This is a genomic window from Microbacterium suaedae, assembly GCF_003254645.1.
In the GTDB taxonomy this organism is placed as follows: domain Bacteria; phylum Actinomycetota; class Actinomycetes; order Actinomycetales; family Microbacteriaceae; genus Microbacterium; species Microbacterium suaedae.
Genome location: NZ_PNFD01000003.1, coordinates 40,266 through 63,689 on the forward strand (window position 1 = coordinate 40,266; position 23,424 = coordinate 63,689).

Below are 23,424 nucleotides of genomic sequence, written 5' to 3' on the forward strand. Positions count from 1 at the left end.
TGGATGAGCGACGCACCCCGCATCCCCGGTTGGAACCACGTCTATTCCGGGAAGGTGCGTGATCTGTATCGGCCCGCGGACGGATCCGCCAAGATGCTGGTCGTCGCGAGCGATCGCGTGAGCGCCTTCGATCACGTGCTCGAACCGGGGATCCCCGGGAAGGGCGCCCTGCTCACCTCGCTCAGCACGTGGTGGTTCGGTCAGCTCGCGGGCGCCGACGGCGGGGATCCGATTGCGAACCACCTCACGGGCGAAGGGCCACCTGCCCTGGTCGCCGATCGCGCGATGGTGGTGCGCTCGCTCGACATGCTGCCGATCGAGTGCGTCGTGCGCGGCTACATCACGGGATCCGGCTGGGCCGAATACCAGGAGAGCGGCACCGTGTGCGGGATCCCCCTCCCCGAGGGTCTCTCGAACGGCGACCGCCTGCCCGAGCCGATCTACACGCCCGCGTACAAGGCTCCGCTCGGCGAGCACGACGAGAACATCTCGTTCGAGAAGACGGTCGAGCTCGTCGGCGCCGATCGCGCGGCCGAGCTCCGCGACGCGTCGCTCGCGATCTACTCGCGGGCCGCCAGGGCGGCCGAGGCCAAGGGACTGATCCTCGCCGACACGAAGTTCGAGTTCGGCGTCGATGAGGACGGTGTGCTGCGGATCGCCGATGAGGTGCTCACGAGCGACTCGTCGCGGTACTGGGATCGCGCGGCGTGGGAGAACGGATCCGCCCCCGCCGAGCGCATGGCGAGCTTCGACAAGCAGATCGTGCGCGACTGGCTCGCGGCGAATTGGGACAAGCAGGGCACGCCGCCCCGCCTCCCGGCCGACGTGATCGCCCGCACCGTCGCCCGCTATGAGCAGCTGCTGACGCGCATGACGGCGTAGCGCCGCCGCCAAGTCCGCAAGTCTTCGCCGAGTCCGCCGCGAATTGCAGCGGACTCGGCGAAGACTTGTGGATTCGTGGGGCGTCAGGCGCCCGCGGTGAGGATCCGCTCGACGAGCTTCTCGTCGACGCCGAAGCTCACGAGGCGTCCGAGCGGCATCGCGCCGCCCATCGCCGAGACGCCGTCCTCCGTGAAGAGCATCTGGCCGAACTGCGTCTTCCGGAATTCCTCGCGCGCGATGGGGCCGGCCACGGGGTGCGCCACGACGTCGCCGATCGAGGAGTCGCGGGTGAGGGGAACGACGAGGTCGTCGCCCTCGAGGTCGACGGTCGCCTCGCCGCGCAGATCCCGGCTCGACGCGCCGATCTCGACGCGGTAGGCACCCGGCTCGAGGATCCACTCGTCGACGCGCGTCTCCCAGTAGGCGAGGTCGCGGCTGCGCACGGTCAGCGGCACGGTCACGGTCTCGCCCGGCTGCACCTCGACGCTCGCGAAGGCCTTGAGCTCGCGCGGCGCGCGCTCGACCGCGGACCCCGGACGCGACACGTATGCCTGCACGACCTCGCGCCCCGCGACGGATCCGGTGTTCGTCACGTCGACGGTCACGTCGATTCCCCCCTCGGCGTTCGCGACCGCGCGCGGCTCGCCGTAGGAGAACGTCGTGTAGGACAGTCCGTGCCCGAAGGGGAAGGCAACGTCCATCTTGCGTGCGTCGTACCAGCGATAGCCCACGTAGAGCCCCTCGCCGTACCGCACGTGCTGCGCCTCGCCGGGGAACGACGTGAAGGCGGGGGTGTCCTCGAGCCGGTAGGGGAAGGTCTCGGCGAGACGCCCCGAGGGGTTGACGGATCCGAAGAGCACGTCGGCCGTGCCGGCGCCGCCTGCCTGCCCGAGCAGCCAGGTCTCGAGGATCGCGGGGACCTTGTCGGCGAAGGGCAGCGCGACCACGCCGCCGTTCGACAGCACGACGATGACGTTCGGATTCGCCTCGGCGACGGCGTCGAGGAGCGCGAGCTGCTCGGCGGGGAGGTCGATGTGATCGCGGTCGAAGCCCTCCGACTCGTCCTCGTCCGGCAGCCCCAGGAACACGACCGCGACGTCGGCGCCCGATGCGGCAGCGACGGCCTCATCCCGCAGCGACTGCAGCTTCTCAGGTGCGGGCTTCGGGGCCTTCGCTCCGCTCATGCCGATGCCCTCGGGCGCCGGCGGGAGGACGTATCCCGGAGCGTAGGTGACGTCGCCCGCCACCTCGCGGATCTTCTCGAGCGCGACATCGACGCGCGTGGGGTGGATGTGGCTCGAACCGCCGCCCTGGAATCGCGGGTTCTCGGCGAACTCGCCGATCACGGCGATCTTCTGCGAGGGACGCAGCGGCAGCGCGCCGCCGTCGTTCTTCAGCAGCACGATCGAGCGCGCCGCGGCCTCGCGAGCGAGCGCGTGATGGGCGTCGACGTCGAGCACCCCCTCCACCGCGGCGCGTTCGTTCGCCCGGCGGATGAGATCCAGGACGCGCGCGGCGGAGCGATCGAGCTCGGCCTCGTCGAGCGTGCCGTTCTGCACGGCCTCGACGAGCTGACGATCGGTGATCCCGCCCGAGGTGGGCATCTCAAGGTCCATTCCCGCGCGGATCCCGTCGATGCGCACGTTCGACGCGCCCCAGTCACTGACGACGAGACCCTCGAAGCCCCACTCGTCCCGCAGCACCTGCGTGAGGAGGAAGGGATCCTCCGATGCGTAGACGCCGTTGACCCGGTTGTACGAGCACATCACCGTCCACGGCTGCGTGTCTTCGACGACGCCCTGGAACGCGCGCAGGTAGATCTCGCGCAGCGGGCGCGGGTCGATGTCGCTCGACGACCGCATGCGGTCGGTCTCCTGGTTGTTGGCGGCGAAGTGCTTGAGGGAGGTGCCGACGCCGTTCGACTGGATACCGCGCACGATCGCGGATCCCATATCGGAGGCGTGGATCGGATCCTCGGAGAAGTACTCGAAGTTGCGCCCGCAGAGCACCGAGCGCTTGATGTTCACTCCGGGGCCGAGCACGACCGCGACGTCCTCGATCGCGGCCTCGCGCCCGATCGCCTCGCCGACGCGGCGCGCAAGCTCGGGGTCCCACGAGGATCCGAGCCCCACCGCCGGCGGGAAGCAGGTGGCGGGCACGCTGTCGTTCAGCCCGAGGTGGTCGCTCTCCCCCGCCTGCTTGCGCAGGCCGTGCGGCCCGTCCGTGACCATGATGCTCGGCACGCCGAGGCGCTCGATGGCCTTCAGACGCCAGAAGTCGAGCCCGCTCGTGAGCGCGGCCTTCTCTTCGAGGGTGAGGTCCGAGATGTCCGGGAACGGTGTGCTGGTCATGACTCTCCGTCGGGTCGAGGTGCGAACGTGAAAACCGTATGACGTTTGACTTTGAAAAACAAGTGTCGTTCGGCTTTAATCGAGGCATGGCACAGCGAGGCGCGTACGCGAAGGGCATCGCCAAGCGCGAGGAGATCCTGCAGGTCGCGCTCGACGTCATCGCGACGCACGGCTACCGCGGCGCGTCGGTGCGGGAGATCGCCGACGCGGTCGGGCTCAGCCAAGCCGGATTGCTGCACTACTTCGGCAGCAAGGACGAACTGTTCACCGCCGTGCTGATGAAGCGCGACGAGGTCGACGCCGTCGGGCAGACGAGCGATCTCCTCGACGATCTCCTCCGCATCGTCGCGCACAACGCCGAGGTTCCCGGCCTCGTCCAGCTGTATGCGCAGCTCTCCGTCGAGGCCGCGGATCCCGCCCATCCGGCCCGCGCGTACTTCGCGGACCGCTTCGCGCGCCTGCGCGCGGTCTTCGCGAAGGCGCTCGCCGACGGACAACGCGCCGGATCCGTCCGCGCCGACATCGACGCCGACCGCACGGCGACGATGATCATCGCCCTCGCCGACGGCCTGCAGACCCAGTTCCTCCTGGATCCGCACGTCGACATGACGGAGCCCCTGCGCGCGTTCTTCGAGGGACTGCGTCCCTGAGCCGCGTCGCGCCTTCTGAACGCTCGCGGATCCGGACCCCGGTAACGTAGTCGAGGCCGCATGCGCGGTCCACGGCACGAAGGGATCCGCATGTTCGGTTGGACACTGCACGGCAACGGGCGAGACGTCGCCCCCGGAAAGGTCGTCGCCCCCGGCGAACGCCTGAACTGGCCCGCAACGATCGCGATCGGCGTGCAGCACGTCGTCGCGATGTTCGGCGCCACGTTCCTCGTCCCCACCCTCACGGGCTTCCCCGTGCCGACGACGCTGCTGTTCTCGGGGATCGGCACGATCCTCTTCCTCATCATCACCGGCAACCGCCTGCCGAGCTATCTCGGATCGTCGTTCGCGTTCATCGCGCCGATCACGGCGGCCACGGCGTCCGGGGCGATCGGATCCGCTCTCGCGGGCATCGTCGCCGTCGGCGTCCTGCTCGCGATCGTCGGCGTCGTCGTGCAGGTGGCAGGGCTGAAGTGGGTCGATGCCCTCATGCCTCCCGTTGTCGCGGGGGCGATCGTCGCCCTCATCGGCTTCAACCTCGCGCCGACCGCGTGGAGCAACTTCGAGGCAGATCCGATCGCCGCGACGATCACGCTCGCCGCGACGATCCTCTTCGCCGTGCTGTTCAAGGGCTTCCTCGGGCGCATCTCGATCTTCCTCGGCGTGATCGTCGGCTATGTCTACAGCGCCGCCACGGGCGCCTTCGGCGTCCCCAACGCCGTGACGGGTCTCACGCCGGCCGAGGCAATCAGCCAGGCGGCGTGGATCGGCCTGCCCGAGTTCCACGTGCCCGACTTCGCGGCACCCGGAACCTGGTCGACTCTCGCGATGTTCCTGCCCGTCGTGCTCGTGCTCGTCGCCGAGAACGTCGGCCACGTCCGCGGCGTCGCGACCATGACCTCGTCCGACGTCAACCGCTACACGGGGCGCGCGCTCATCGCCGACGGCCTCGCCACGGGCCTCGCGGGCGCGGGCGGCGGATCCGGCACGACGACCTACGGCGAGAACATCGGCGTCATGGCCGCGACCCGGGTCTACTCGACGGCCGTGTACTGGGTCGCGGGCTTCGCCGCGATCCTGCTCGCGTTCTCGCCGAAGGTCGGCGCCGTGTTCAACTCGATCCCGCCGGGCGTGCTCGGCGGCGTGACGACCGCGCTGTACGGCCTGATCGGGATCATCGGCATCAAGATCTGGGTCGACAATCGCGTCGACTTCTCGCGCCCCGTCAACCAGTACACGGCGGCTGTGTCGCTCGTCGTCGGGATCGCGGGGTTCACCATGCACATCGAGGCGTTCGAGTTCGGCGGCATCGTGCTGGGCACCGTCGCCGCGCTCGTGATCTATCACGTCGGCAACTTCGTTGCACGCCTGCGCGGATCGGGCGCGGATGACGGCGGACCCATCCCGGCCGTCGGTCAGATCGGCGGCGACCCGGAGAACTGAGCTCCGGCCCCGTTCAGATGACGATCGCCCGCCACTTCCTCAAGGGAAGCGGCGGGCGATCGTCGTATGAGGCGAGTTGCTATGCGCTCTCGCGGACGACCAGCTCGAGAGGAAGCAGATTCTCGTTGGGTGGATCCTCGCCGCCGAGCAGGCGCAGCAGCACGTCGGCCATCGCCGCCCCCTGATCGCGCGACGGCTGCCGCACGGTCGTCAGTGGCGGCACGACGCTCGACGCGACGGGCGAATCGTCGAAGCCGACGATCGCGATGTCCTCGGGCACGCGGATCCCGGCCCGCGCCAGCACGCTGAGCGCGCCGCGCGCCATGAGATCGCTCGCGACGAAGATCGCGTCGGGGCGGGCGCCGCTTTCGAGGATCCGCTCCATCGCCTTCGCGGCGCCCGCCGACGAGAACTCACCGTTCTGGATGCCGACGGGGTCGAGACCGGCCTCCTCGAGCACCTCCCGGGATCCGCGGAGCCGGTCGATGCCGGCGAGCATGTCGTCCGGCCCCGTGATGATCGCGACGCGGCGGCATCCGCGCTCGACGAGGTGCCGCATCGCGAGCCGGCCTCCCGCGACGTTGTCGACATCGACCCAGTAGTCGTCCGGCGTCACCCCGATCGGGCGTCCACCGTAGACGACGGGCGTCGAACGCGCGATCCGTCGGACGTACTCGTCGCTCGTGTGGTGGGAGACGATCAGCGCGCCGTCGACGCTTCCGGAGGAGACGAAGTTGGTGGCCTTGTCGTCGGGGTCGCTCGACGCGATGAACAGGCCGAGCATGTACGGCGACGCGGAGATCCGGTCGTTGATGCCCGCGACGATCGACGAGAAGTACGGATCGCCGAAGAAGCGCGTCGTATCCTCCGGAACGACGAGCGCGATCGCATGGGTCTGGCGAGACGCGAGCGACCGCGCGGCCCGATTGGGCACGTAGTTCAGCTCGGCGATCGCCGCCTCGACCGCGGCGAGCGCGTCGGGGCTCACGCGAGCGCCGCCGTTGACGACGCGCGACACCGTCGATCGCGACACACCCGCGCGCACCGCGACCTGTTCGAGCGTCGCCGCCCCCGTGTCCGTCGTCCTGCTCATGTCGCCCTCCTTCGCGCCGTGGATCCATCATTCCCCACGCGCGGCCGCGATGACGCCGCGCCCGGCGCCGAGGGGGCTCCCTGTCGGCGCCGCGACCCCGTCACACGGCGCGGGCCGCGATCATCGACGCGTACTCGCGCCCACTGCGCTTGACGGTGCGCTCCTGCGTGTCGTAGTCGACGCGCACGATGCCGAATCGCTTCTCGTATCCCCACGCCCACTCGTAGTTGTCGAGCAACGACCAGTAGAAGTATCCGCGCACGTCAACGCCGCGATCGATCGCATCGGCGACGGCCGCGACGTGCGCGCGGACGAACGCGGCGCGCTCGACGTCGTCGACGGATCCGCCCACGAGCTCATCGTCATACGCGGCGCCGTTCTCCGTGACATACAGCGGAGGCACCTCGTAGTCGCCCGCCACGCGCTCAAGCAGGCGCGTGAGCCCCTCGGGCTGCACCTCCCACCCCATGCCCGTGCGGTCGAGGCCGCGATCGTGCCAGTGGATCCCCTCATGAGACGGGAACGGCGACCGCGTGGGGCGCTCGGTGGCGGCCTGCTCCCCCGTGGGCGGCACCGCAGCAGGCTGCCCCGCGACGAACTCGCCGTGGTAGTAGTTCACGCCGAGGAAGTCGAGCGGCTGCGAGATCGTCTCGAGATCGCCGGGGCGCACCGCCTCCTCGAACTCATCGACGGCGCCCGCATCGACCCGTCGGATGTCCTCCACGATGTCGTCGGGGAAGGATCCACGGAACACCGGATCGAGGAACCAGCGGTTGAACTGCCCGTCGATGCGCCGCGCGGCGTCGACGTCGGCCGGATTCTGCGGATCCGCGGCGTCGGCGACCGTGAGGTTGAGCGTCACGCCGAGATCGAGGTCGGCATCGCGCGAACGCAGCTCTCGGACCGTCGCGCCATGCGCGAGCAGCAGGTGATGGGACGCGAGCAGGCCGTCGCGCACGCTCTGTCGCCCCGGCGCGTGGGCGCCGGCCGTGTACGAGAGGAACGAGGCGCACCACGGCTCGTTGAGCGTCGTCCAGATGTCGACGCGATCCCCCAGCGCATCATGCATCGTCGCGGCATACTCGACGAAGCGCTCGACGGTGTCCCGCGAGGTCCACCCGCCGATCTCCTCAAGCGCCTGCGGCATGTCCCAGTGATAGAGCGTCAGCCACGGCAGGATCTCGGCTTCGAGGAGCTGATCGACAAGGCGCGAGTAGAAGTCGACGCCCTTCTGGTTCACGTCGCCACCGTCGGGCCGCACGCGCGACCACGACGTCGAGAAGCGGTATGCCTGGATCCCGAGGTCCTTCATAACGGTGACGTCCTCACCGGAGCGGTGGTAGTGATCGCACGCGATGTCGCCGTTGTCGGCATTGATGACGGCCCCGGGAACGCGCGCGAACGCATCCCAGATGCTGGCTGTGCGTCCGTCCTCGAACGCCGCGCCCTCGATCTGGTACGCCGCGGTCGCGGCGCCGAAGAGGAAGTCGTCGGGAAACGAGCGAGTCATGAATGCCTTTCTGAGAGATGCAACGGCGCGGAGGACTTCCCCGACGCCGGGGGGCGTGCGATCGAGCGAGTCAGCCCTTGACCGCTCCTGCCATGATGCCGCTGATGAGCTGGCGGCCGGCGACGACGAACAGCACAAGCAGCGGGATCGTCGCCAGGACGGCGCCCGTGAGCACGATCGAGTAGTCGACGTAGTAACCGGACTGCAGCTGGCTCAGCGCCGTCTGCAGCGTGGGGTTCTGCGGGCTGAGGACGATCATGGGCCAGAGGAAGTCGGTCCACGCCGTCATGAACGTGAACAGCCCGAGGATCGCCATGGCGGGCCGCGCCGCGGGCAGGCCGACCGTGAGGAAGGTGCGGAACTGATTCGCGCCGTCGACGCGCGCAGCTTCGATCAGCTCGTCCGGGATCACGTCGACGAGGTACTGCCGCATGAAGAACACGCCGAACGCCGTCACGAGGGTGGGGATGACGACGGCTCCGATCGTCCCCGTCCACCCGAACTGGCGCATCACCATGAAGAGCGGGATCACACCAAGCTGGGTCGGGATGGCCATCGTCGCGACGACGAACACCATGAGCCCGTCGCGCCCGCGGAACCGCAGCTTCGCGAACGCATAGCCGGCGAGCGTGGAGAACGATACGACCGAGATCGTGATGATCGACGAGACGACGATCGAGTTGCCGAGGGCGAGCCAGAACGGGATCGCGTCGAGCACCCGCGCGGCATTGGCGAGGAAGTTGCCGCCCGGGACGAGCGGGAAGGTCTCGCCGCGGGTCGCGTTCGTGCCGCTGCCGACGACGAAGGACCACCACAGCGGATAGGCGCTGCCGAGCACGAACGCGGACAGCAGGCCGTACACGAGGAAGCCCGGGCGGCTGCCGATCCCTGCGATGCCGCCCCGAGCGCGGCGGCGCGGCGGACGCGTGTCGGCCGTGGATCCCTCCGTGACGATGGCTTTCGTGGCGCCCTCTGTGTGCGTGGTCATCGGCGGGATCCCTTCGAGGCGCGGCGAGTCTTGCGGTTCGGTTTGGGCGCATCGCCCGTGGCGATGCGTCGGGAGAGCAGGAAGTTCACGAGGCCGAAGCCGACGATCACCAGGAACAGCAGCCACGCGACGGCTGCCGCCTCGCCGAAATCGCGGCGGAAGAAGGCGAGCTCCCAGAGGAACAGGACCGTCGTCTGGAACTGCCGATCGGATCCGCCGATGCCACCCGCGCTCGACGCGTCGAAGAGCTTGGGCTCGGCGAAGATCTGCAGGCCGCCGATCGTCGCCGTGATGATGACGAAGATCAGCGTGGGACGGATCGTGGGGATCGTGATCGAGAAGAAGCGCCGGAGGCTGCCGGCGCCGTCGAGAGCGGCCGACTCGTAGAGATCGCGCGGAACGGCCTGCATCGCCGCGAGGAGGATGAGCGCGTTGTATCCGGTCCACCGGAAGTTGACCATCGTGGCGACCGCGATGTGGCTGAGGAACGTGTCGTGCTTCCAGTCGAGGTCGGCGATCCCGATGAGATTCAGGAGGTTGTTCGCGAGGCCATCGGCCTCGTTGAAGATGCTCGAGAAGATGAGGGCGACCGCAACGGGCGTCACGATAAACGGCAGCAGGACGCCCATTCGCCAGACCGTTGCGGCGCGCAGTCCCTGATCGAGCAGGTAGGCGATGCCGACCGCGACGACGAGCTGCGGGACCGCCGAGAGGACGAAGATGCTGAGGGTGTTTCCGAGCGAGTTCCAGAACATCCCGTCGCCGAGGATCTCGACGAAGTTGCCGAAGCCGACGAAGCCGCCCTGGCCCTTCAGCAGATCCCATTCGTGCAGCGAGACCCACGCGGTGTAGCCGAGCGGGAAGAGCCCGACGAGCGCGAACAGGAGGAAGAACGGCGAGACGTAGAGGTACGGAGACGCCTTGACGTCAAAGCGCGACAGTCGTTGGCGGAGCGACGGGCGCGGCGGTTCGGCGGGTTCGGCGGGTGCCGTCGCCGGCGGCGCTGGCGTGTCGGTCATGGTCATGTCGGGAGGATCCTCACGTCTCGGGAAGGCGGGCGACGGTCGGTGCGCGCCGGGCTGGAGGCCCGGCGCGCACCGGATCAGCGGAGTGTCACTCGACGAGGTCGCCGAGCAGCTGGATCGCCTCGTCCCACGCCTCGTCTGCGTCGGCCTCGCCGCGGTCGAGCTTGTCGAGCGAAGGCCCGAACACGTTCTCCTGGATGACCGAGTCATCCGGGCCCTTGAACTGGGCCTGCACGCCCTTCGCACGCTCCGCGAGGATCGCGCCGGTCGGGGCGCCGCCGAAGAACTCGTTCGGCGTCGCGTCGGCGGCGAGGGTCTCCTGCGCCTCGACGGTCGACGGGAAGTTGCCGGCGGCAGCGGCCTGCTTGACCTGCTGCTCGGGCTGCGTCAGCCAGTCGGCCAGCTCGGCCGCGGCGGCCTGCTGCTCGCTGCTCGCGGGGATCGACAACCACGCGCCGCCCCAGTTCCCGGCTCCGCCGGGGAACACATCGGCAAAGTCCCAGCCGGTGTCGGCGTCACCGCCGCCGGCCTCGACCTGCCCCTGCACGACACCGAGCATCCAGCCCGGGCACACGTAGGTCGCGAAGGTACCGTCGACGAACGACTTGCCGCCGTTCCAGTCCCACTCGGCCTGCGCGGCCGACTGGCCGCCCGCGACCGCCTCGGCGAGAAGGTCGAAGCGCTCGCGCAGCTCGTCGTTGCCCTCGACGTTCAGTGCGCCGTCGGAGGTGTAGTACCCCTCGGCGAGCTGGTTGACCATCGAGTTCCAGACGAAGCCCGACTGGTCGAACCAGGCCTTGCCGGTGTCGTCGGAATACTCCTGCCCGACGTCGAAGTAGTGCTCCCAGTCGCCCTCGAGCAGCGTCGCGACCTCGTCGCGCTCCGTCGGAAGACCGGCGGCTTCGAAGGCGGGCTTGTTGTAGCAGATGCCGGTCGGCCCGATATCCGTTCCGTAGCCGATCACACGTCCGTCAGGATCCGTCGCACCGTCGTACTTCCACGGCACCCAGTCGTCCTTGCGGTCTTCGATCCCGTGATCGCGGAGATCGACGAACTGATCCGACACCTCCATGACGGCGCCGATCCAGCCCTCCTCGACGGCGACGATGTCGGATGCGCCCGATCCGGCGGCGAGCTTGGTGAACAGGTCGGTGCGGGCGTTACCGCCCGTATCGATGTTCGTGGCCTCGATCGTCACGTTCGGGTGAGCGTCCTCGTACTCCGCGTACAGGTCCTCGTAGCCGAAGGTGCCGAATGTGGTGATGGTGAGGGTGATGTCCTCGTTCGGGTCTGCCTCGGCGGCTCCGCCCTCTGATGCGGAACAGCCGGCGAGGACGAGGGCTCCGGCCGCCGTCGCGGCGAGGCCGGCGGCTGTCTTGCGCAGGATGCGTGTGGTCACTGTGTCCACTCCTTCGTGGTGGTGGCGGGACATCGTGGGAGCGCTCCCACGACTGAAGTGAACAGTAATGGGAGCGCTCCCACGATGTCAAGCTCCTGCCTTCCACATCACAACGCAGTCAATTCGGCCGGCGATCGGAGGGCCCGCCCGTCGTTCCGGGCCACCCGCCCCGCGACCCGCACAAATTGACTGCGTCGTGATGTCGGCGAGGATGGACGGATGCACCCACTCCGCTCGCGGATACACGCCGACGCCGCGGCGGCCGGCTTCACGCTCGACGACGGGCAGATCGCCGCCATCGACGCCGTGACCGGTTCCGAGCAGGGCATCTACCTCCACGGCCCCGTCGGCCGCGGAAAATCCTGGATCGCGGACGCCTGCTATCGGCACGCCCCGACCGACAGGAAACGGCGGATACACTTCCACGGCTTCCTCGACGAGCTGCACCGCGCGGTGTTCGCCCGCCAGACGGCGATCCGCCACCGGCGCGAAGACAGGATGCGCGCCGAGCTCACCGCCACACCCACCCCCGACTCGGCCGTGCGCGACACAGGCCCTCGCGCCGGCACCGCTCCCGTCGTCATCACGACCGGCCCGGAGTCCGCGACCGACGTTCTGGATTCCGCAACGACGCCGCGTGATGCGGATCCGATCACCGAGGCACTCGATGACGTCGTCGGCGACGCCGAACTTCTCGTCTTCGACGAGTTCCACGTCCACGACCCGGGCGACGCACGCCTGCTCACGCGACTGCTCGAGCACACGATCGAGCGCGGGATCCGCATCGTCGCGACGTCGAACTACGCGCCGGCCGAACTCCTGCCCGACCCCGTCTGGCACCACATCGCCGAACCAGGGATCCGCCTCATCGAACAGCACATGCACCACGTGCGCTTCGACGGCGGGGTCGATCACCGCAGGGATGCGCCCTGCGGTGAGGGCTTCGCCAGCGGATCCTGGACGACCACGCGCCTCGATCCTCCGGCGGGCGCAAACTCCCTCATGGTGCGTGAACGCGTGTTCACGGTGACCTCCGCCACAGACGACGCGCTCTGGATCACGTTCGATCAACTCTGCGCACAGGCAACCTCGACGATCGAGTACCTCGACTGGGCCCGCCGATTCCCCCGCTGGATCATCCTCGACGTCCCACCCCTCAACGTCACCCCGGCGGGACCGCAGCAGCGCTTCATCAACGCGATCGACGTCCTCACCGACACCGACGTGCCGACGACGATCTGCGCAACCGTACCGTTCAGCACCTTCGCCGAGTCGGCCGCTTCACGCCCCGACGCCGCGCGCCTCGTCAGCCGCCTGAGCCTGCTGAGCTGACTACCGTCAGGATCCGCGTGAGGTGAGGGCATCACGCAGACTCCGCACCTCGTGCCGGAGGCGGGTCGCCTCGACCACCGGTTCGAGCGCGCCGGCCACAGAGTCGACCTGACGCCTCGCGAGGAGGTGCCTGGTCAGGAGAGAGTGGCCAGACGGCGACAGGCGTCCTTCGCCTTCAGTACGAGCGCAGGATCCGACATGACTCCCGCCGTCACGATCGCCCCCTCCGCAAGGAGGTGCACATCGTCGGCCTCGAGCCCCGCGACGCCGTCTACCCACTCCGCGAGATGTTGCCGGAATGCCGCCTTGTGCTTCCGCACCTCGTCGACGACCTCGGGCGATGTGCCGCCCAGCTCGCCATGGACGTTCACCCAGGCGCACCCGCGAAAGTCACTCTCCTGAGACCACTCGTACAACCAGTCGAAGACCGCCAGCACACGGTCGATGCCCGGCCGTCGCACCTCTACCGAGGCGACGAGTCGGCCCCGCCACCGCTCGTCACGACGCCGCAGGACGGCCACGACGAGATCGCTCTTCGTCGGACAGATCGCGTAGATGCGCTTCAGTGACAGGCCTGAGGCGTCGCGGATCCGATCCATCCCGACGGACTGCACCCCGCGCTCATAGAACAGGTTCTCTGCCGCGCCGAGCAGCGCCTCGCGATCCTCGTCCATATTCCCCTCCGCTTGACCTAGAGAACGGTCATTCTCTAGGGTAGCGGCCGGAGGCGAGAACGACCGTTCTCCCCTCGGAGAGGACCATGATGACGACACAGCGCCCACCGCTGCCCCCATTCGACGCGACGACCGCCGCCGCCAAGGTGCAAAGCGCGGAAGATGCCTGGAACACCCGCGACCCCGAGCGCGTCGCCCTCGCGTATACGCCCGACTCCGTTTGGCGCAACCGAGAAATGCACATCCGCGGGCGCGACGAAATCGTAAGTTTCTTGACACGGAAATGGGAGCGCGAGCGGGACTACGCACTGCGGAAGGAGCTCTGGGCATTCACCTCAAACCGCATCGCCGTCCGCTTCCAGTACGAATGGCACGACGCCGACGGACAGACCTGGCGCAGCTACGGCAACGAGCTGTGGGAGTTCGACACCGACGGCCTGATGTCACGCCGCGAGGCGAGCATCAACGACGTCGAGATCGCCGCCGAAGATCGACGGATCCGCGGCGCACGAACCGACGAGGAACGCAGGACGCCGCTTCCGCTGTGGTGATGAGCGTGGCTACTCGCCACCCTCCCGCTGCCGCTTGCGCCGGGCGATCTCCTCGCGCAGTCGCGCCTCGTGCTCCTCACGCTCGAGGTCGGCGAGCTGCTGCTCGGTCGTGCGTGTGTCGACTGGCCGGCGCGGCGGCGCCATGCGTTCCGGGTAGCGCGTCGATCGCACCGGCCGCGGGGCATATTCGCGGCCGAGGATCCACCACAGGAGGCTGCCGATGAACGGCAGGAGGATCACAACGATCAGCCACACCATCTTCGGCATGAAGCGGATACTCGCGTCGTCGCGGCGGATGATGTCGACGAGCGTCGCGATGAGGAGCGCGAGGTTCACGGCGGCGATCAGGAACGGCATGTCCGCATCGTAGAGGCGCGGGCCGCACCCGCGCCAGACTCGGGGCATGGGAGCGGCCCGCGAGGCGGATAGAATCGACGGGCACACCTGCCCGCGACATCCGGAGCTCACACATGCCCACCATCGTCGTCGACGTCATGCCCAAGGCCGAGCTGCTGGACCCGCAGGGCAAGGCCGTCACCGGATCCCTCGACCGGCTCGGCCACGGCCGCTTCCAGAACGTGCGCATCGGCAAGCGCATCGAGATGACCGTCGAGGGCGAGGTCACGGACGAGGTGCTCGCCGAGGCGAAGACGGTCGCCGACGAGGTGCTGTCGAACTCGGTCATCGAGGACGTCGTGCGCATCGAGGTGGTCGAGTGACCGCGCGGATCGGTGTCGTCACCTTCCCGGGATCCCTCGACGACCGCGATGCGCAGCGCGCCGTGCGGATCGCAGGCGCCGAGCCGGTCGCTCTGTGGCACGGATCCCACGACCTCGACGGCGTCGACGCCGTGATCCTTCCGGGCGGCTTCAGCTACGGTGACTACCTGCGCGCGGGCGCGATCGCGGCCCTGGCGCCGCTCATGTCCGAGGTGAAGGACGCCGCCGGCAGGGGGATGCCCGTGCTGGGGATCTGCAACGGCTTCCAGATGCTCGTCGAGGCGCACCTGCTGCCCGGAGGGCTCATCCGCAACGCGCACCAGCAGTTCGTCCGCCGCGACCAGAAGCTCGAGGTCGTGAACACCGACACGGCGTGGACGAACGCGTTCGACGCCGGCCAGGAGATCATCATCCCGCTGAAGAACGCCGACGGCGGCTTCACGGCCGACGCCGAGACGCTCAAGCGCATCGAGGGCGAGGGCCTGGTGACCTTCCGCTATCGCGGAGTCAACCCCAACGGATCCCTCAACGACATCGCCGGCCTCACGAATGAGCGTGGCAACGTCGTGGGCCTCATGCCGCACCCCGAGCACGCGGTCGAGCCGGGCTTCGGTCCGAACACGCCCGCCGCGATGCGCTCCGGCGTCGACGGCCTCGGGTTCTTCCAGAGCGCTGTGTCGGCGCTCGCCACCCAGGCCGCCTGACCCGCTCCTCGCAGCGCCCCGCCGGATTCGGCGGGGCGCTGCCGCGTGGGTGCCTTCCAACACAATGCAGTCAATTTGCGGCCGGATGACCCCCTTCGGCCGAAACTCGGTGGCCTGACCCCATATCGACTGCGTTGTGCTGGCACTGGCGCGGGCAAGCCTCCGCGCAGCCCCAGCGCCCCAGCGCCCGCCTCAACACAACGCAGTCAATTTGCACCCGAACAGCCCTGTACGGCCAGATTCCGGCGGCGCACCCCCACATTGACTGCGTTGTGATGAGAGGGCGCCGGTAGCCTGGGGCGGGTGACCGATCTGACGCTCCTCGTTCCCACGCAGCAGCTCGCCGACGATGTCCGTGGGCTGATGGACCCGACGCTCGACGTCGACATCGCCGTCTGGGACGGCACCGAGGCGACTCCGCGCGACCGTGCCGATATGGTCGTCCCGCCGTATATGAAGCAGGGCCGGGCGCTACGTGCCCTCGCCGCGCTCCGCCCGCGTCTCGTGCAGGCGCAGTCGATCGGCTACGACGGCGTCGACAAGGTGCTGCCGGACGGCCTCACCTACGCGAACGCCTCGAGTGTGCACGAGACGGCGACGGCCGAGCTCGCGATCGGCCTCCTGCTGACGGCGCAGCGCGGGCTCGCGGACTCCGTGCGGAACCAGGATCGCGGCGAGTGGAAGCCGAGCTGGACCGACGGCCTCGCCGACCGTCGCGTCGTGCTTCTCGGCTACGGCGGGGTCGGGAAGGCAATCGCCGCACGCCTGAGCGGCTTCGAGGTCGACCTCATCCCCGTCGCGTCGCGGGCCCGGGAGGAAGATGGCGTGCACGTGCACGGAATCGACGAGCTCGGTGAGCTGCTCGCGAGCGCCGACATCCTGCTGAATGCGCTCCCGGGCGGATCCGCCACGCACCGCCTCATCGACGATGCCGCCCTCGCCGCGCTGCCCGACGGTGCGCTCGTCGTGAACGTCGGACGCGGCCCGACCGTCGACACCGATGCGCTCGTGGAGCACGTGCGCCGGGGGCGGATCCGCGTCGCGAGCGACGTCTTCGATCCCGAGCCGCTGCCGGCCGATCATCCTCTGTGGACGCTCGACGGCGTGTTCATCACGCCCCACGCTGGCGGTCTCTCGGGCGCCATGCGACCCCGCATCGCGAAGCTCGTCGCCGACCAGGCCACGCGCCTCGCGCGCGGCGAGAACCCGATCAACATCGTCATCGAGGGCTGACGGCCCCCGCCATCCCCGGCAAGAACTCCGCCAACATCGTCATCGAAGGCTGACGGCCGAACGCACGCCCGCCGCCCCCGGCAAGAACTCCACCAACATCGTCATCGAGGGCTGACGGCCCCCGCCACCCCCGGCAAGAACTCCACCAACGTCGTCACCCACGGCTGACGGCCGATGGCACCCCGGCGGCTGCTTCGGCCGCGCCGCGGGCGCCCGCCCACACTCCGAGAGTCGCGAGTTCGATGGGTGGGAGGCGATGGAACGTTGCCGCGGCACCGGCCGCGGCGACGGCCGGCTGCACGGTCCACTCCGGCGATCGCGCGACGCCGCCCCCGATGACCACGAGCCCCGGGTCGATGAGCGCGCACACATCGAGAAGCGCACGCGCGAGCGCCTGCGCGGCGTCATCGAGAGCGGCGACGGCCGCGCCGTCCCCCGCACGCGCCGCCGCGACGACGTCCTGCGCACTCGCCCCGGTGCCGGCTGCCCCGCCGTGATCTCGCCAGCGGTCGGCCAGCTGGGATCCGCCGATCGCCGTCTCGAGACATCCCCGCTGCCCGCACGAGCAGACCACCTCGCTCTGCGTGGTGCGCATGTGGCCGATCTCCCCCGCCGCCCCGTGTGCGCCACGCCGCACGCGGCCTCCGACGACGTGGGCGCCCGCGATTCCCGTGCCCAGGGCGATGACGAAGACGTCGTCGCCACCGCGACCTGCTCCGAATCGCGCCTCGGCGAGTGCCGCGGCTTCGCCGTCCTGCACAGCGACGCCCGGAACCCCGAGGGAGCTCGAGAGCACCTCAGCCGGCGCGGTCCCGTTCAGCCACGGAAGATTCGCGCTGTGGCCGACGACACCGGTCGCCGGGTCGAGGGTTCCCGCCACCGTCAGCGCGAAGGACGCTGGCGTCGCTCCGGCGCGCTCGAGGAAGTTGCCGACCGATTCGCCGAGCGCCCGCAGCCCACCCGTCGATACCGTGTCGCGGGCGATCTCCCCCTCATCGGACACGAGCATGAGCTTCGTCTTCGTGCCGCCATAGTCGATTCCGAGACGGGTCACAGGCTCGCGCCTCGCATCAGCGCTGCCCGGATCGCGCGAGCCTCGCCCTCGTCCGTCGTCGAAGACGTCGAGACTCCGGCCTGTGCTCCCGCACCGAGAGAGACCGCGAAGCGCTCCGTCACTGTGCGCTTCGCCGATGCATGCACGGCGTCGACGCCGGACTCGGCGATCGCGACGGCGTTCTGCGCGGTCACTCCCGCGCCGGCCATCACCTGCATGCGTCCGGCAGTGCGCTTCGCGAGATCGCTCAGGATCTCGAGCGCGTCGACGGCGCGGGGGGCGCCTCCGGAGGTGAGGATGCGCGTGACGCCCGCGTCGGCGAGCGCCTCGACCGACGCAGCGAGATCGGCCGCCATGTCGATTGCGCGATGGAACGTGACCTCGCGTCCGCCGGCCGCGTCCTGCGCTCGCCGGACGAGTTCGAGGTCGACGGCTCCGCCGACGAGCCCGCCGATCACGACCCCCTGGGCGCCGCGGCGGACGGCCTGCGAGATGTCGGAGAGGATGACCGCGCGTTCCGCCTCGTCGTACTCGAAGCCGCCTTCCCGGGGCCGCACGAGCACATGCACAGGCACCTGCGTCTCGACGGCGGCGTCGATCAGGGCGGCCGACGGGGTCACGCCTCCCGTGCTCAGCGCCGTGCAGAGTTCGATGCGGTCGGGACGCACGCGGCCGGCGACCGCGATTCCCGCCGGATCCTGGACCGCGAGCTCGAACGCGGTCATGCGGATGCCTCCGGCGCCCCGCCGCGCACGTACCCTCGCCCCTGCAGGAGCGCCGCCGACAGATCGGGGCGTTCCGCGAACTCGTCGTACGGGAACATCGGACGACGGATCCGCTCGTGCCCCAGCCGTTCGAGATCCTGATCGACGGGACCGGGTGTGAGGGCGAGCGTCCATCCTTCCGCGACGTCGTACAGCGTCGGCTCGAGGTACCCGATCTTGGTGACGACGATGTCGGCGTCGCGTATGCGAAGACCGATGTCCTCGAAGTCGCTCGTCGCATGGAAGGCCTTGCGGTGCTCCGTGACGATCGCGCGGATCCCGCCCACTCGGATCACGGCGATGCGCCCCGCTGCGGGATCACCCTCGTGGAGCGAGACGAGTGTTCCGCGGATCCGCACGGGGCCCGAGACACGGTCGTCGACGCGTGCGCCGGCGACGACATCGACGACGTCGCCCGGCCGCGCGGCGAACAGCTCTTCGATCGCCCCCTGATCGAAGATCGATGCGACGTAGCTCACGGGCGCGTCGTCCGACGTGAGCTCGGGCTTCTCGAGGAGGTGGGAGAGCGTCCACGTCACGTCCCCCGAGCCGCCTGCCCCGGGATTGTCCCCCGAGTCGCTGACGAGGTAGGGGCGCGCGCCCCCATCCGAGACGTGCGCGAGCGCCGCCGCGACAGCATCGTCAAGGGATCCCGGCGGGCCGACGAACGAGAACTCGTCGCGGGCGTCCCAGAGCTCGCCCGCGATCCGCTCGGCTTCACGCACGGTCGCCTCGGCGTCGTCGCCCGTCACCATGACGGCCGCGTGGCAGCGGGGTTCGTCGGCCCAGGCATAGCCGATCCAGATCGCCGCGTCGGTGATCCCGTCCTGCGCGGCGACCCCGCCGAGCTGCGCATACAGGGACCGGGCCGGTTCCACGCGCGTCGACGTCTTCTCACCGGGCAGCAGGATCGGAACGCGCACCCACGCCCGCACCGGCGCGTCGCCGCGGCGGATCCACTCGACGAGGTCGCGGGCCGTGCGCTCCTTCGTCTCCCAGGCGTCCTCGTGCGGGGCGAGGCGATAGCAGGTGGGGAGGTCGAGAGCGAGCGCGAGCGTCTCCGAGACGTTGCCGTGCAGATCCATCGGCGCGGCCATCAGCGTGTCCGGCCCGACGACGTCGCGCACGGCCGTGACGAGGTCGCCCTCGGCGTCATCGAGTCCGACGACGCTCATCGCGCCGTGGATATCGAAGTAGACGCCGTCGAGAGGGGCCTCGGCAACCGCGGCGCGCAGACCGTCGACGATGCGTGAGCGGAAGTCCTCGTACACCTCGCGGAGCACAGCGCCTCCCGGGATCGCCCGGGCCATGAACACGGGGATCCACTCGGCTGCGCGCCGCAGCGGCTGCCCGTCGGCGAGGAAGCCGTACCGCGCGAGCAGCGCGTCGCCCGTGAGCACCGGGAAGTCGCGATAGCCGGCGCGATGAGCGGCGTAGGCGCTCGATTCGATCGCGATGCCGACGATCGCGATGCGAGGTGCGGTGGTCGTCATGTCAGTTCTCCAGAAGTCCGGCGCGCGCCTGTCGACGCTCGCGTTGCTGAACGGGATCGGGGGACGGCACGGACGCCAGCAGCTCCTGCGTGTAGCGCTCACGGGGAGCCCGAAGCACGTCGGCGGTGCGCCCCTGCTCGATGATCCGTCCGCGTCGCATCACGACGACCCGCTCCGTGAGCTGATTCACGACGCCAAGGTCGTGGCTGACGAAGAGGCAGCCGAAGCCGAGCTCGGCGTGCAGATCGCGGAGCACGTCGAGCACTTCGGCCTGCACCGACACATCAAGCGCACTCGTCGGCTCATCGGCGACGAGAAGCCGCGGCTTCAGGACGAGAGCGCGGGCGAGCCCGATGCGCTGGCGCTGGCCGCCCGAGAACTCGTGCGGATAGCGACTCGCGGAGTCCTCCGGAAGGCGAACGGCGTCGAGCAGCTCGGCTACGCGCGCCCTCCGGTCGGCGCGGGAGGTGCGGCGCGCGTGGATCGCGAGGGGCTCGGCGATCGATTCTCCGACCGTCATGCGCGGATCTAGGGATCCCCCGGGATCCTGGAAAACCACGCCCACCTGCGCGAGCAGGCGGCGCGCACGACGCCCCTTCAGCGAGGACAGGGGGCGGTCAAGCAGCGTGATCTCGCCCGCCGAGGTGGGCAGCAGCGCCAGTGCGAGGCGACTCACGGTCGATTTCCCGGATCCCGATTCACCCACGAGGCCGACGAACTCTCCCCGGCCGACGGTCAGATCGATGCCGTCCACGGCCGGCACGTGGCGGCCGTTGACGCGATACCCGGCAGCGACGCCGCGCATCGAGATCACGGCGTCCTCCGGCACTTCGGGTTCGGCGGCGGCTGCCGCCTGCTCGCCTCCGAAGGCCGCCGGCGGCAGCTCGGGGATCGCGGCGAGCAGCGTGCGCGTGTACTCGTGCTGAGGGGCCGTGAGGACCGTGGTAGCCGCCCCCGATTCGACCACGCGCCCACGACGCATGACGAACACCCGATCGGCGAGGTCGGCGACGACGCCCATGTTGTGCGTGATGATCATGAGTCCCGTGCCGCGCTCGCGGACGAGGCGGCGCAGCAGATCGAGGATCTCGGCCTGCACCGTCACATCGAGCGCCGTCGTGGGCTCGTCGGCGATGATGACCGTCGGATCGCATGCAAGCGCGATCGCGATGACGATGCGCTGCCGCTGACCGCCCGAGAGCTCGTGCGGGAACTGCGCCGCTCGGCGCTCGGCATCCGGGATGCCGACGAGCCCCATGAGTTCCACGGCTCGATCCGAGGCTTCGGCCTTCGTCGCCGAGGTGTGGTTGCGCACGGCCTCGGCGATCTGCGCGCCGAGCGTCATCGTGGGATTCAGTGCCGTCATCGGCTCCTGGAACACCATCGATGCGACACGACCGCGCATATCGTCGAGCGTCTCGGCGGACGCCCCGACGATCTCCGTCTCCCCCGCACCGTCCGCGACCCGGATCGATCCCGTTGCCGTCGCCGTGCGCGGCAGCAGGCCCATCGCGGCGAACGAGGTGACGCTCTTGCCGGATCCGGATTCGCCGACGACGGCGACGACCTCCCCCGCGCGCACGTCGAGGTCGACGCCCCGCACGGCTTCCTCGTCGCGCCCGGCGAAGCGTACGTGCAGGCCCTCGATGCGCAGCACGGTGCTCGGAGCCGCCGTCCGTTCGTCGCTCATGCCGTCTTCCCCTTCACGTCGAACACGTCTCGCAGGCCGTCGCCGATGAAGTTCAGCGCGCAGACGACGAGCACGATCGCGAGGCCCGGGGGCAGGATGAGCCACCAGGCGTTCTGATAGATGAGCGACAGACCGTTCGAGAGCATCGCTCCCCAGTCGGTCGCCGGCGGCTGCAGACCCATGCCGAGGAAGCTGACGTATGCGACCAGGAGGATCGCGTCGGCGACCTGGAACGTTGCGTTCACGACGACGGTGCCGACCGTGTTCGGCACGATGTGGCGCACGACGATGCGGGAATGGGATCCGCCCATCGCTCGCGCCGCGACCACATAGTCGCGAGTCTTCACAGACAGCGCCTCCGCGCGCACGAGGCGCGCGGGGACCAGCCAGGAGACGAGACCGATCACGAGGATCATGACCCACTCGCTGGGCTGCACGATGCTCGAGAGGACCAGGAGCAGGAAGATCGCGGGGATCGCGATGCCCGCGTCGACGATGCGCATCATCACCGCGTCGACGACGCCGCCGACGTATCCGGCGATGGCGCCCCACATCGTGCCGATGACGGTCGCGAGGATCCCCGCGAGAATCCCGACGAGGAGAGAGGTGCGGCCTGCGATCATGAGCCGCCCGAGCACGTCGTAGCCGAGGGCGTCGGTGCCGAGAGGATGTCCCTCGACGCCGGGCGCGAGATTGGCGCTCTCGAGCGCCGTGCGCACCTGCTCCGTCGGATACAGGAGGGGCCCGATGAGGACGAACAGGACGGCGACGGCGAGCACGACGAGGCCCACGAGCGCGAGTCGATTGGCGGCGAATCGCCGGAACGCGTTCACGAGAGACCTCCTCGCGTGCGCGGATCGAGCACGGCCTGGATGATGTCGGCGAGCAGGGATCCCGCGACCGTGGCGATCGAGATGACGAGGACGCAGCCAAGCAGCACCGGGAAGTCGCTCGACTGCGCGGCACTCCAGAACAGCAGGCCCATGCCCGGATAGTTGAAGAGCTGCTCGATCACGAGCGCGCCGCCGAACATGACGGGGAGCTGGTATCCGAGCATCGCCACAACGGGTGTCAGCGAGTTCCGCAGCAGGTGGCGCGACAGCACGCGGCGGAAGGGCGTGCCCTTCGACCGAGCGGTGCGAATGTAGTCCTCGCTCAGACTGTCGAGCGCGGACGAGCGCATGTACCTGCTGAAGTTCGCGACGAGCGGGATCGCGCCCGTCAGCACCGGCAGCGCAAGCCGCTGCGGCTCGGCGAGCACGGCAAGGACCGACTCGCCCTGCGGTGCATTCGCCGGCAGGATGCCGAGCCCCTGGCTGAAGAGCATGATGAGGAGCATGCCGAGGAAGAAGCTCGGCGTGGAGTAGGCGATGATCGCGAGCGTCGAGAGAGTGTAGTCGGCGCCCCGATTGCGACGGACGGCCTGAAAGATCCCCACGGGGATCGCGATGAGCAGCGCGATCACGAGAGAGAGGCCGGTCAGCAGGAGCGTCTTGGGAAGGCGCTGAGCGATCGCGTCCGAGACGGGCATGTTCAGCAGATACGACTGTCCGAGGTCGCCCGTCACGAGGCGCCCGAGGAACATCAGGTACTGCTCCCACACGGGGCGGTCATACCCCTGTTCGTGATTGAACTGGGCGATCTGCTCGACGGTCGCCTGCACACCGAGCACACCGCGCGCGGGCCCGCCGGGCAGCATCTGCAGCAGCGCGAACACGATCACCGTGACGACGAAGATCACGATGATCGACTGGCCGATGCGCCGCAGCAGGAAGAAGAGGAACGGATGGCGTCTGGGCCGCGTTCCCGCGACCGTCGCCCGGGCGGCGACGGTCGCGGGAACGGCGTCGGGGGTCCTGCTCACGAGCG

The 23,424-nt window shown here is 69.4% G+C and carries 22 protein-coding genes; 8 read left to right on the top strand and 14 right to left on the bottom strand.

Annotation, left to right across the window (positions count from 1 at the left end):
* Window positions 1-3 precede the first annotated feature (3 nt).
* Window positions 4-882, top strand: coding sequence for a phosphoribosylaminoimidazolesuccinocarboxamide synthase (locus tag C0012_RS09785; protein ID WP_110589805.1), 879 nt, complete (start codon window positions 4-6; stop codon window positions 880-882).
* 83 nt (window positions 883-965) lie between these two features.
* Here C0012_RS09785 and C0012_RS09790 read toward each other — a convergent pair whose 3' ends face one another.
* Window positions 966-3,233 (bottom strand): glycoside hydrolase family 3 C-terminal domain-containing protein, encoded by a 2,268-nt coding sequence (locus tag C0012_RS09790; RefSeq protein ID WP_110589806.1) that lies wholly within the window; start codon window positions 3,231-3,233, stop codon window positions 966-968.
* A gap of 86 nt (window positions 3,234-3,319) precedes the next feature.
* On the opposite strand from C0012_RS09790, the gene C0012_RS09795 reads away from it, so the two are divergent.
* Together C0012_RS09795 and C0012_RS09800 are read left to right on the top strand one after the other, a co-directional pair.
* Window positions 3,320-3,883 (top strand): TetR/AcrR family transcriptional regulator, encoded by a 564-nt coding sequence (locus C0012_RS09795; protein WP_110589807.1) that lies wholly within the window; start codon window positions 3,320-3,322, stop codon window positions 3,881-3,883.
* A gap of 90 nt (window positions 3,884-3,973) precedes the next feature.
* On the top strand, window positions 3,974-5,326 hold the full coding sequence (locus C0012_RS09800; RefSeq protein WP_110589808.1) for a uracil-xanthine permease family protein: 1,353 nt from the start codon (window positions 3,974-3,976) through the stop codon (window positions 5,324-5,326).
* Window positions 5,327-5,405: 79 nt separating this feature from the next.
* Here C0012_RS09800 and C0012_RS09805 read toward each other — a convergent pair whose 3' ends face one another.
* From C0012_RS09805 to C0012_RS09825, 5 genes are all read right to left on the bottom strand, one after another.
* Window positions 5,406-6,419 carry a LacI family DNA-binding transcriptional regulator gene (locus C0012_RS09805; RefSeq protein WP_110589809.1) on the bottom strand — a complete coding sequence of 338 codons (1,014 nt, stop codon included), beginning with the start codon at window positions 6,417-6,419 and terminating at the stop codon, window positions 5,406-5,408.
* A gap of 100 nt (window positions 6,420-6,519) precedes the next feature.
* Window positions 6,520-7,929, bottom strand: a complete 1,410-nt coding sequence (locus C0012_RS09810; RefSeq protein WP_110589810.1) for a GH1 family beta-glucosidase — start codon at window positions 7,927-7,929, stop codon at window positions 6,520-6,522.
* Window positions 7,930-7,999: 70 nt separating this feature from the next.
* Window positions 8,000-8,917 carry a carbohydrate ABC transporter permease gene (locus C0012_RS09815; RefSeq protein ID WP_110589811.1) on the bottom strand — a complete coding sequence of 306 codons (918 nt, stop codon included), beginning with the start codon at window positions 8,915-8,917 and terminating at the stop codon, window positions 8,000-8,002.
* Entirely contained in the window at window positions 8,914-9,936 is a 1,023-nt protein-coding gene (locus tag C0012_RS09820) for a carbohydrate ABC transporter permease (RefSeq protein WP_408631141.1), read from the bottom strand. The genes C0012_RS09815 and C0012_RS09820 overlap by 4 nt, the downstream gene beginning before the upstream one ends.
* Before the next feature lie 94 nt (window positions 9,937-10,030).
* Complete coding sequence (locus tag C0012_RS09825; RefSeq protein ID WP_110589813.1) at window positions 10,031-11,374, bottom strand: ABC transporter substrate-binding protein; 1,344 nt, start codon at window positions 11,372-11,374, stop codon at window positions 10,031-10,033.
* 186 nt (window positions 11,375-11,560) lie between these two features.
* Between C0012_RS09825 and zapE the strand changes: the two genes are divergently transcribed.
* Window positions 11,561-12,673: a cell division protein ZapE gene (zapE, locus tag C0012_RS09830; protein ID WP_110589814.1), complete on the top strand. Its 1,113-nt coding sequence runs from the start codon at window positions 11,561-11,563 to the stop codon at window positions 12,671-12,673.
* A 134-nt stretch (window positions 12,674-12,807) separates the two neighbouring features.
* Here zapE and C0012_RS09835 read toward each other — a convergent pair whose 3' ends face one another.
* On the bottom strand, window positions 12,808-13,347 hold the full coding sequence (locus tag C0012_RS09835) for a TetR/AcrR family transcriptional regulator (RefSeq protein ID WP_110589815.1): 540 nt from the start codon (window positions 13,345-13,347) through the stop codon (window positions 12,808-12,810).
* An 86-nt stretch (window positions 13,348-13,433) separates the two neighbouring features.
* On the opposite strand from C0012_RS09835, the gene C0012_RS09840 reads away from it, so the two are divergent.
* Complete coding sequence (locus tag C0012_RS09840) at window positions 13,434-13,898, top strand: nuclear transport factor 2 family protein (protein WP_456299248.1); 465 nt, start codon at window positions 13,434-13,436, stop codon at window positions 13,896-13,898.
* 9 nt (window positions 13,899-13,907) lie between these two features.
* Here C0012_RS09840 and C0012_RS09845 read toward each other — a convergent pair whose 3' ends face one another.
* Window positions 13,908-14,255 carry a PLD nuclease N-terminal domain-containing protein gene (locus C0012_RS09845; RefSeq protein WP_110589816.1) on the bottom strand — a complete coding sequence of 116 codons (348 nt, stop codon included), beginning with the start codon at window positions 14,253-14,255 and terminating at the stop codon, window positions 13,908-13,910.
* Window positions 14,256-14,368: 113 nt separating this feature from the next.
* Here C0012_RS09845 and purS point away from each other — a divergent pair, with 113 nt between their 5' ends.
* From purS to C0012_RS09860, 3 genes are all read left to right on the top strand, one after another.
* A complete protein-coding gene (gene purS, locus C0012_RS09850) occupies window positions 14,369-14,617 on the top strand; it encodes a phosphoribosylformylglycinamidine synthase subunit PurS (RefSeq protein ID WP_110589817.1) in 249 nt (82 codons plus the stop codon).
* The gene (purQ, locus tag C0012_RS09855; protein WP_110589818.1) at window positions 14,614-15,321 is read left to right on the top strand and encodes a phosphoribosylformylglycinamidine synthase subunit PurQ; all 708 of its coding nucleotides are present in this window, start codon (window positions 14,614-14,616) and stop codon (window positions 15,319-15,321) included. Before purS ends, purQ begins: the two co-directional genes overlap by 4 nt.
* A gap of 303 nt (window positions 15,322-15,624) precedes the next feature.
* Window positions 15,625-16,554, top strand: a complete 930-nt coding sequence (locus tag C0012_RS09860; protein ID WP_110589819.1) for a 2-hydroxyacid dehydrogenase — start codon at window positions 15,625-15,627, stop codon at window positions 16,552-16,554.
* A 154-nt stretch (window positions 16,555-16,708) separates the two neighbouring features.
* On the opposite strand, the gene C0012_RS09865 is transcribed toward C0012_RS09860, so the two are convergent.
* The 6 genes from C0012_RS09865 to C0012_RS09890 are packed head-to-tail and all read right to left on the bottom strand — an operon-like array spanning window position 16,709 to window position 23,419.
* Window positions 16,709-17,608: an ROK family protein gene (locus C0012_RS09865; protein ID WP_110589820.1), complete on the bottom strand. Its 900-nt coding sequence runs from the start codon at window positions 17,606-17,608 to the stop codon at window positions 16,709-16,711.
* Window positions 17,605-18,333 (bottom strand): copper homeostasis protein CutC, encoded by a 729-nt coding sequence (locus C0012_RS09870; RefSeq protein ID WP_110589821.1) that lies wholly within the window; start codon window positions 18,331-18,333, stop codon window positions 17,605-17,607. The genes C0012_RS09865 and C0012_RS09870 overlap by 4 nt, the downstream gene beginning before the upstream one ends.
* On the bottom strand, window positions 18,330-19,865 hold the full coding sequence (locus tag C0012_RS09875) for a M81 family metallopeptidase (RefSeq protein ID WP_110589822.1): 1,536 nt from the start codon (window positions 19,863-19,865) through the stop codon (window positions 18,330-18,332). Before C0012_RS09875 ends, C0012_RS09870 begins: the two co-directional genes overlap by 4 nt.
* Window position 19,866: 1 nt before the next feature.
* Entirely contained in the window at window positions 19,867-21,555 is a 1,689-nt protein-coding gene (locus C0012_RS09880) for a dipeptide ABC transporter ATP-binding protein (protein WP_110589823.1), read from the bottom strand.
* Entirely contained in the window at window positions 21,552-22,388 is an 837-nt protein-coding gene (locus tag C0012_RS09885; protein WP_110589824.1) for an ABC transporter permease, read from the bottom strand. The genes C0012_RS09880 and C0012_RS09885 overlap by 4 nt, the downstream gene beginning before the upstream one ends.
* Window positions 22,385-23,419, bottom strand: a complete 1,035-nt coding sequence (locus tag C0012_RS09890; protein ID WP_456299249.1) for an ABC transporter permease — start codon at window positions 23,417-23,419, stop codon at window positions 22,385-22,387. Before C0012_RS09890 ends, C0012_RS09885 begins: the two co-directional genes overlap by 4 nt.
* Window positions 23,420-23,424 lie beyond the last annotated feature (5 nt).

Bases quoted from the DNA above. Each gene is read 5' to 3' on its own strand.
- C0012_RS09785 (WP_110589805.1), top strand. From the start codon at position 4: ATGAGCGACGCACCCCGCATCCCCGGTTGGAACCACGTCTATTCCGGG.
- C0012_RS09790 (WP_110589806.1), bottom strand. From the start codon at position 3,233: ATGACCAGCACACCGTTCCCGGACATCTCGGACCTCACCCTCGAAGAG.
- C0012_RS09795 (WP_110589807.1), top strand. From the start codon at position 3,320: ATGGCACAGCGAGGCGCGTACGCGAAGGGCATCGCCAAGCGCGAGGAG.
- C0012_RS09800 (WP_110589808.1), top strand. From the start codon at position 3,974: ATGTTCGGTTGGACACTGCACGGCAACGGGCGAGACGTCGCCCCCGGA.
- C0012_RS09805 (WP_110589809.1), bottom strand. From the start codon at position 6,419: ATGAGCAGGACGACGGACACGGGGGCGGCGACGCTCGAACAGGTCGCG.
- C0012_RS09810 (WP_110589810.1), bottom strand. From the start codon at position 7,929: ATGACTCGCTCGTTTCCCGACGACTTCCTCTTCGGCGCCGCGACCGCG.
- C0012_RS09815 (WP_110589811.1), bottom strand. From the start codon at position 8,917: ATGACCACGCACACAGAGGGCGCCACGAAAGCCATCGTCACGGAGGGA.
- C0012_RS09820 (WP_408631141.1), bottom strand. From the start codon at position 9,936: ATGACCGACACGCCAGCGCCGCCGGCGACGGCACCCGCCGAACCCGCC.
- C0012_RS09825 (WP_110589813.1), bottom strand. From the start codon at position 11,374: ATGTCCCGCCACCACCACGAAGGAGTGGACACAGTGACCACACGCATC.
- zapE (WP_110589814.1), top strand. From the start codon at position 11,561: ATGCACCCACTCCGCTCGCGGATACACGCCGACGCCGCGGCGGCCGGC.
- C0012_RS09835 (WP_110589815.1), bottom strand. From the start codon at position 13,347: ATGGACGAGGATCGCGAGGCGCTGCTCGGCGCGGCAGAGAACCTGTTC.
- C0012_RS09840 (WP_456299248.1), top strand. From the start codon at position 13,434: ATGATGACGACACAGCGCCCACCGCTGCCCCCATTCGACGCGACGACC.
- C0012_RS09845 (WP_110589816.1), bottom strand. From the start codon at position 14,255: ATGCCGTTCCTGATCGCCGCCGTGAACCTCGCGCTCCTCATCGCGACG.
- purS (WP_110589817.1), top strand. From the start codon at position 14,369: ATGCCCACCATCGTCGTCGACGTCATGCCCAAGGCCGAGCTGCTGGAC.
- C0012_RS09870 (WP_110589821.1), bottom strand. From the start codon at position 18,333: ATGACCGCGTTCGAGCTCGCGGTCCAGGATCCGGCGGGAATCGCGGTC.
- C0012_RS09875 (WP_110589822.1), bottom strand. From the start codon at position 19,865: ATGACGACCACCGCACCTCGCATCGCGATCGTCGGCATCGCGATCGAA.
- C0012_RS09880 (WP_110589823.1), bottom strand. From the start codon at position 21,555: ATGAGCGACGAACGGACGGCGGCTCCGAGCACCGTGCTGCGCATCGAG.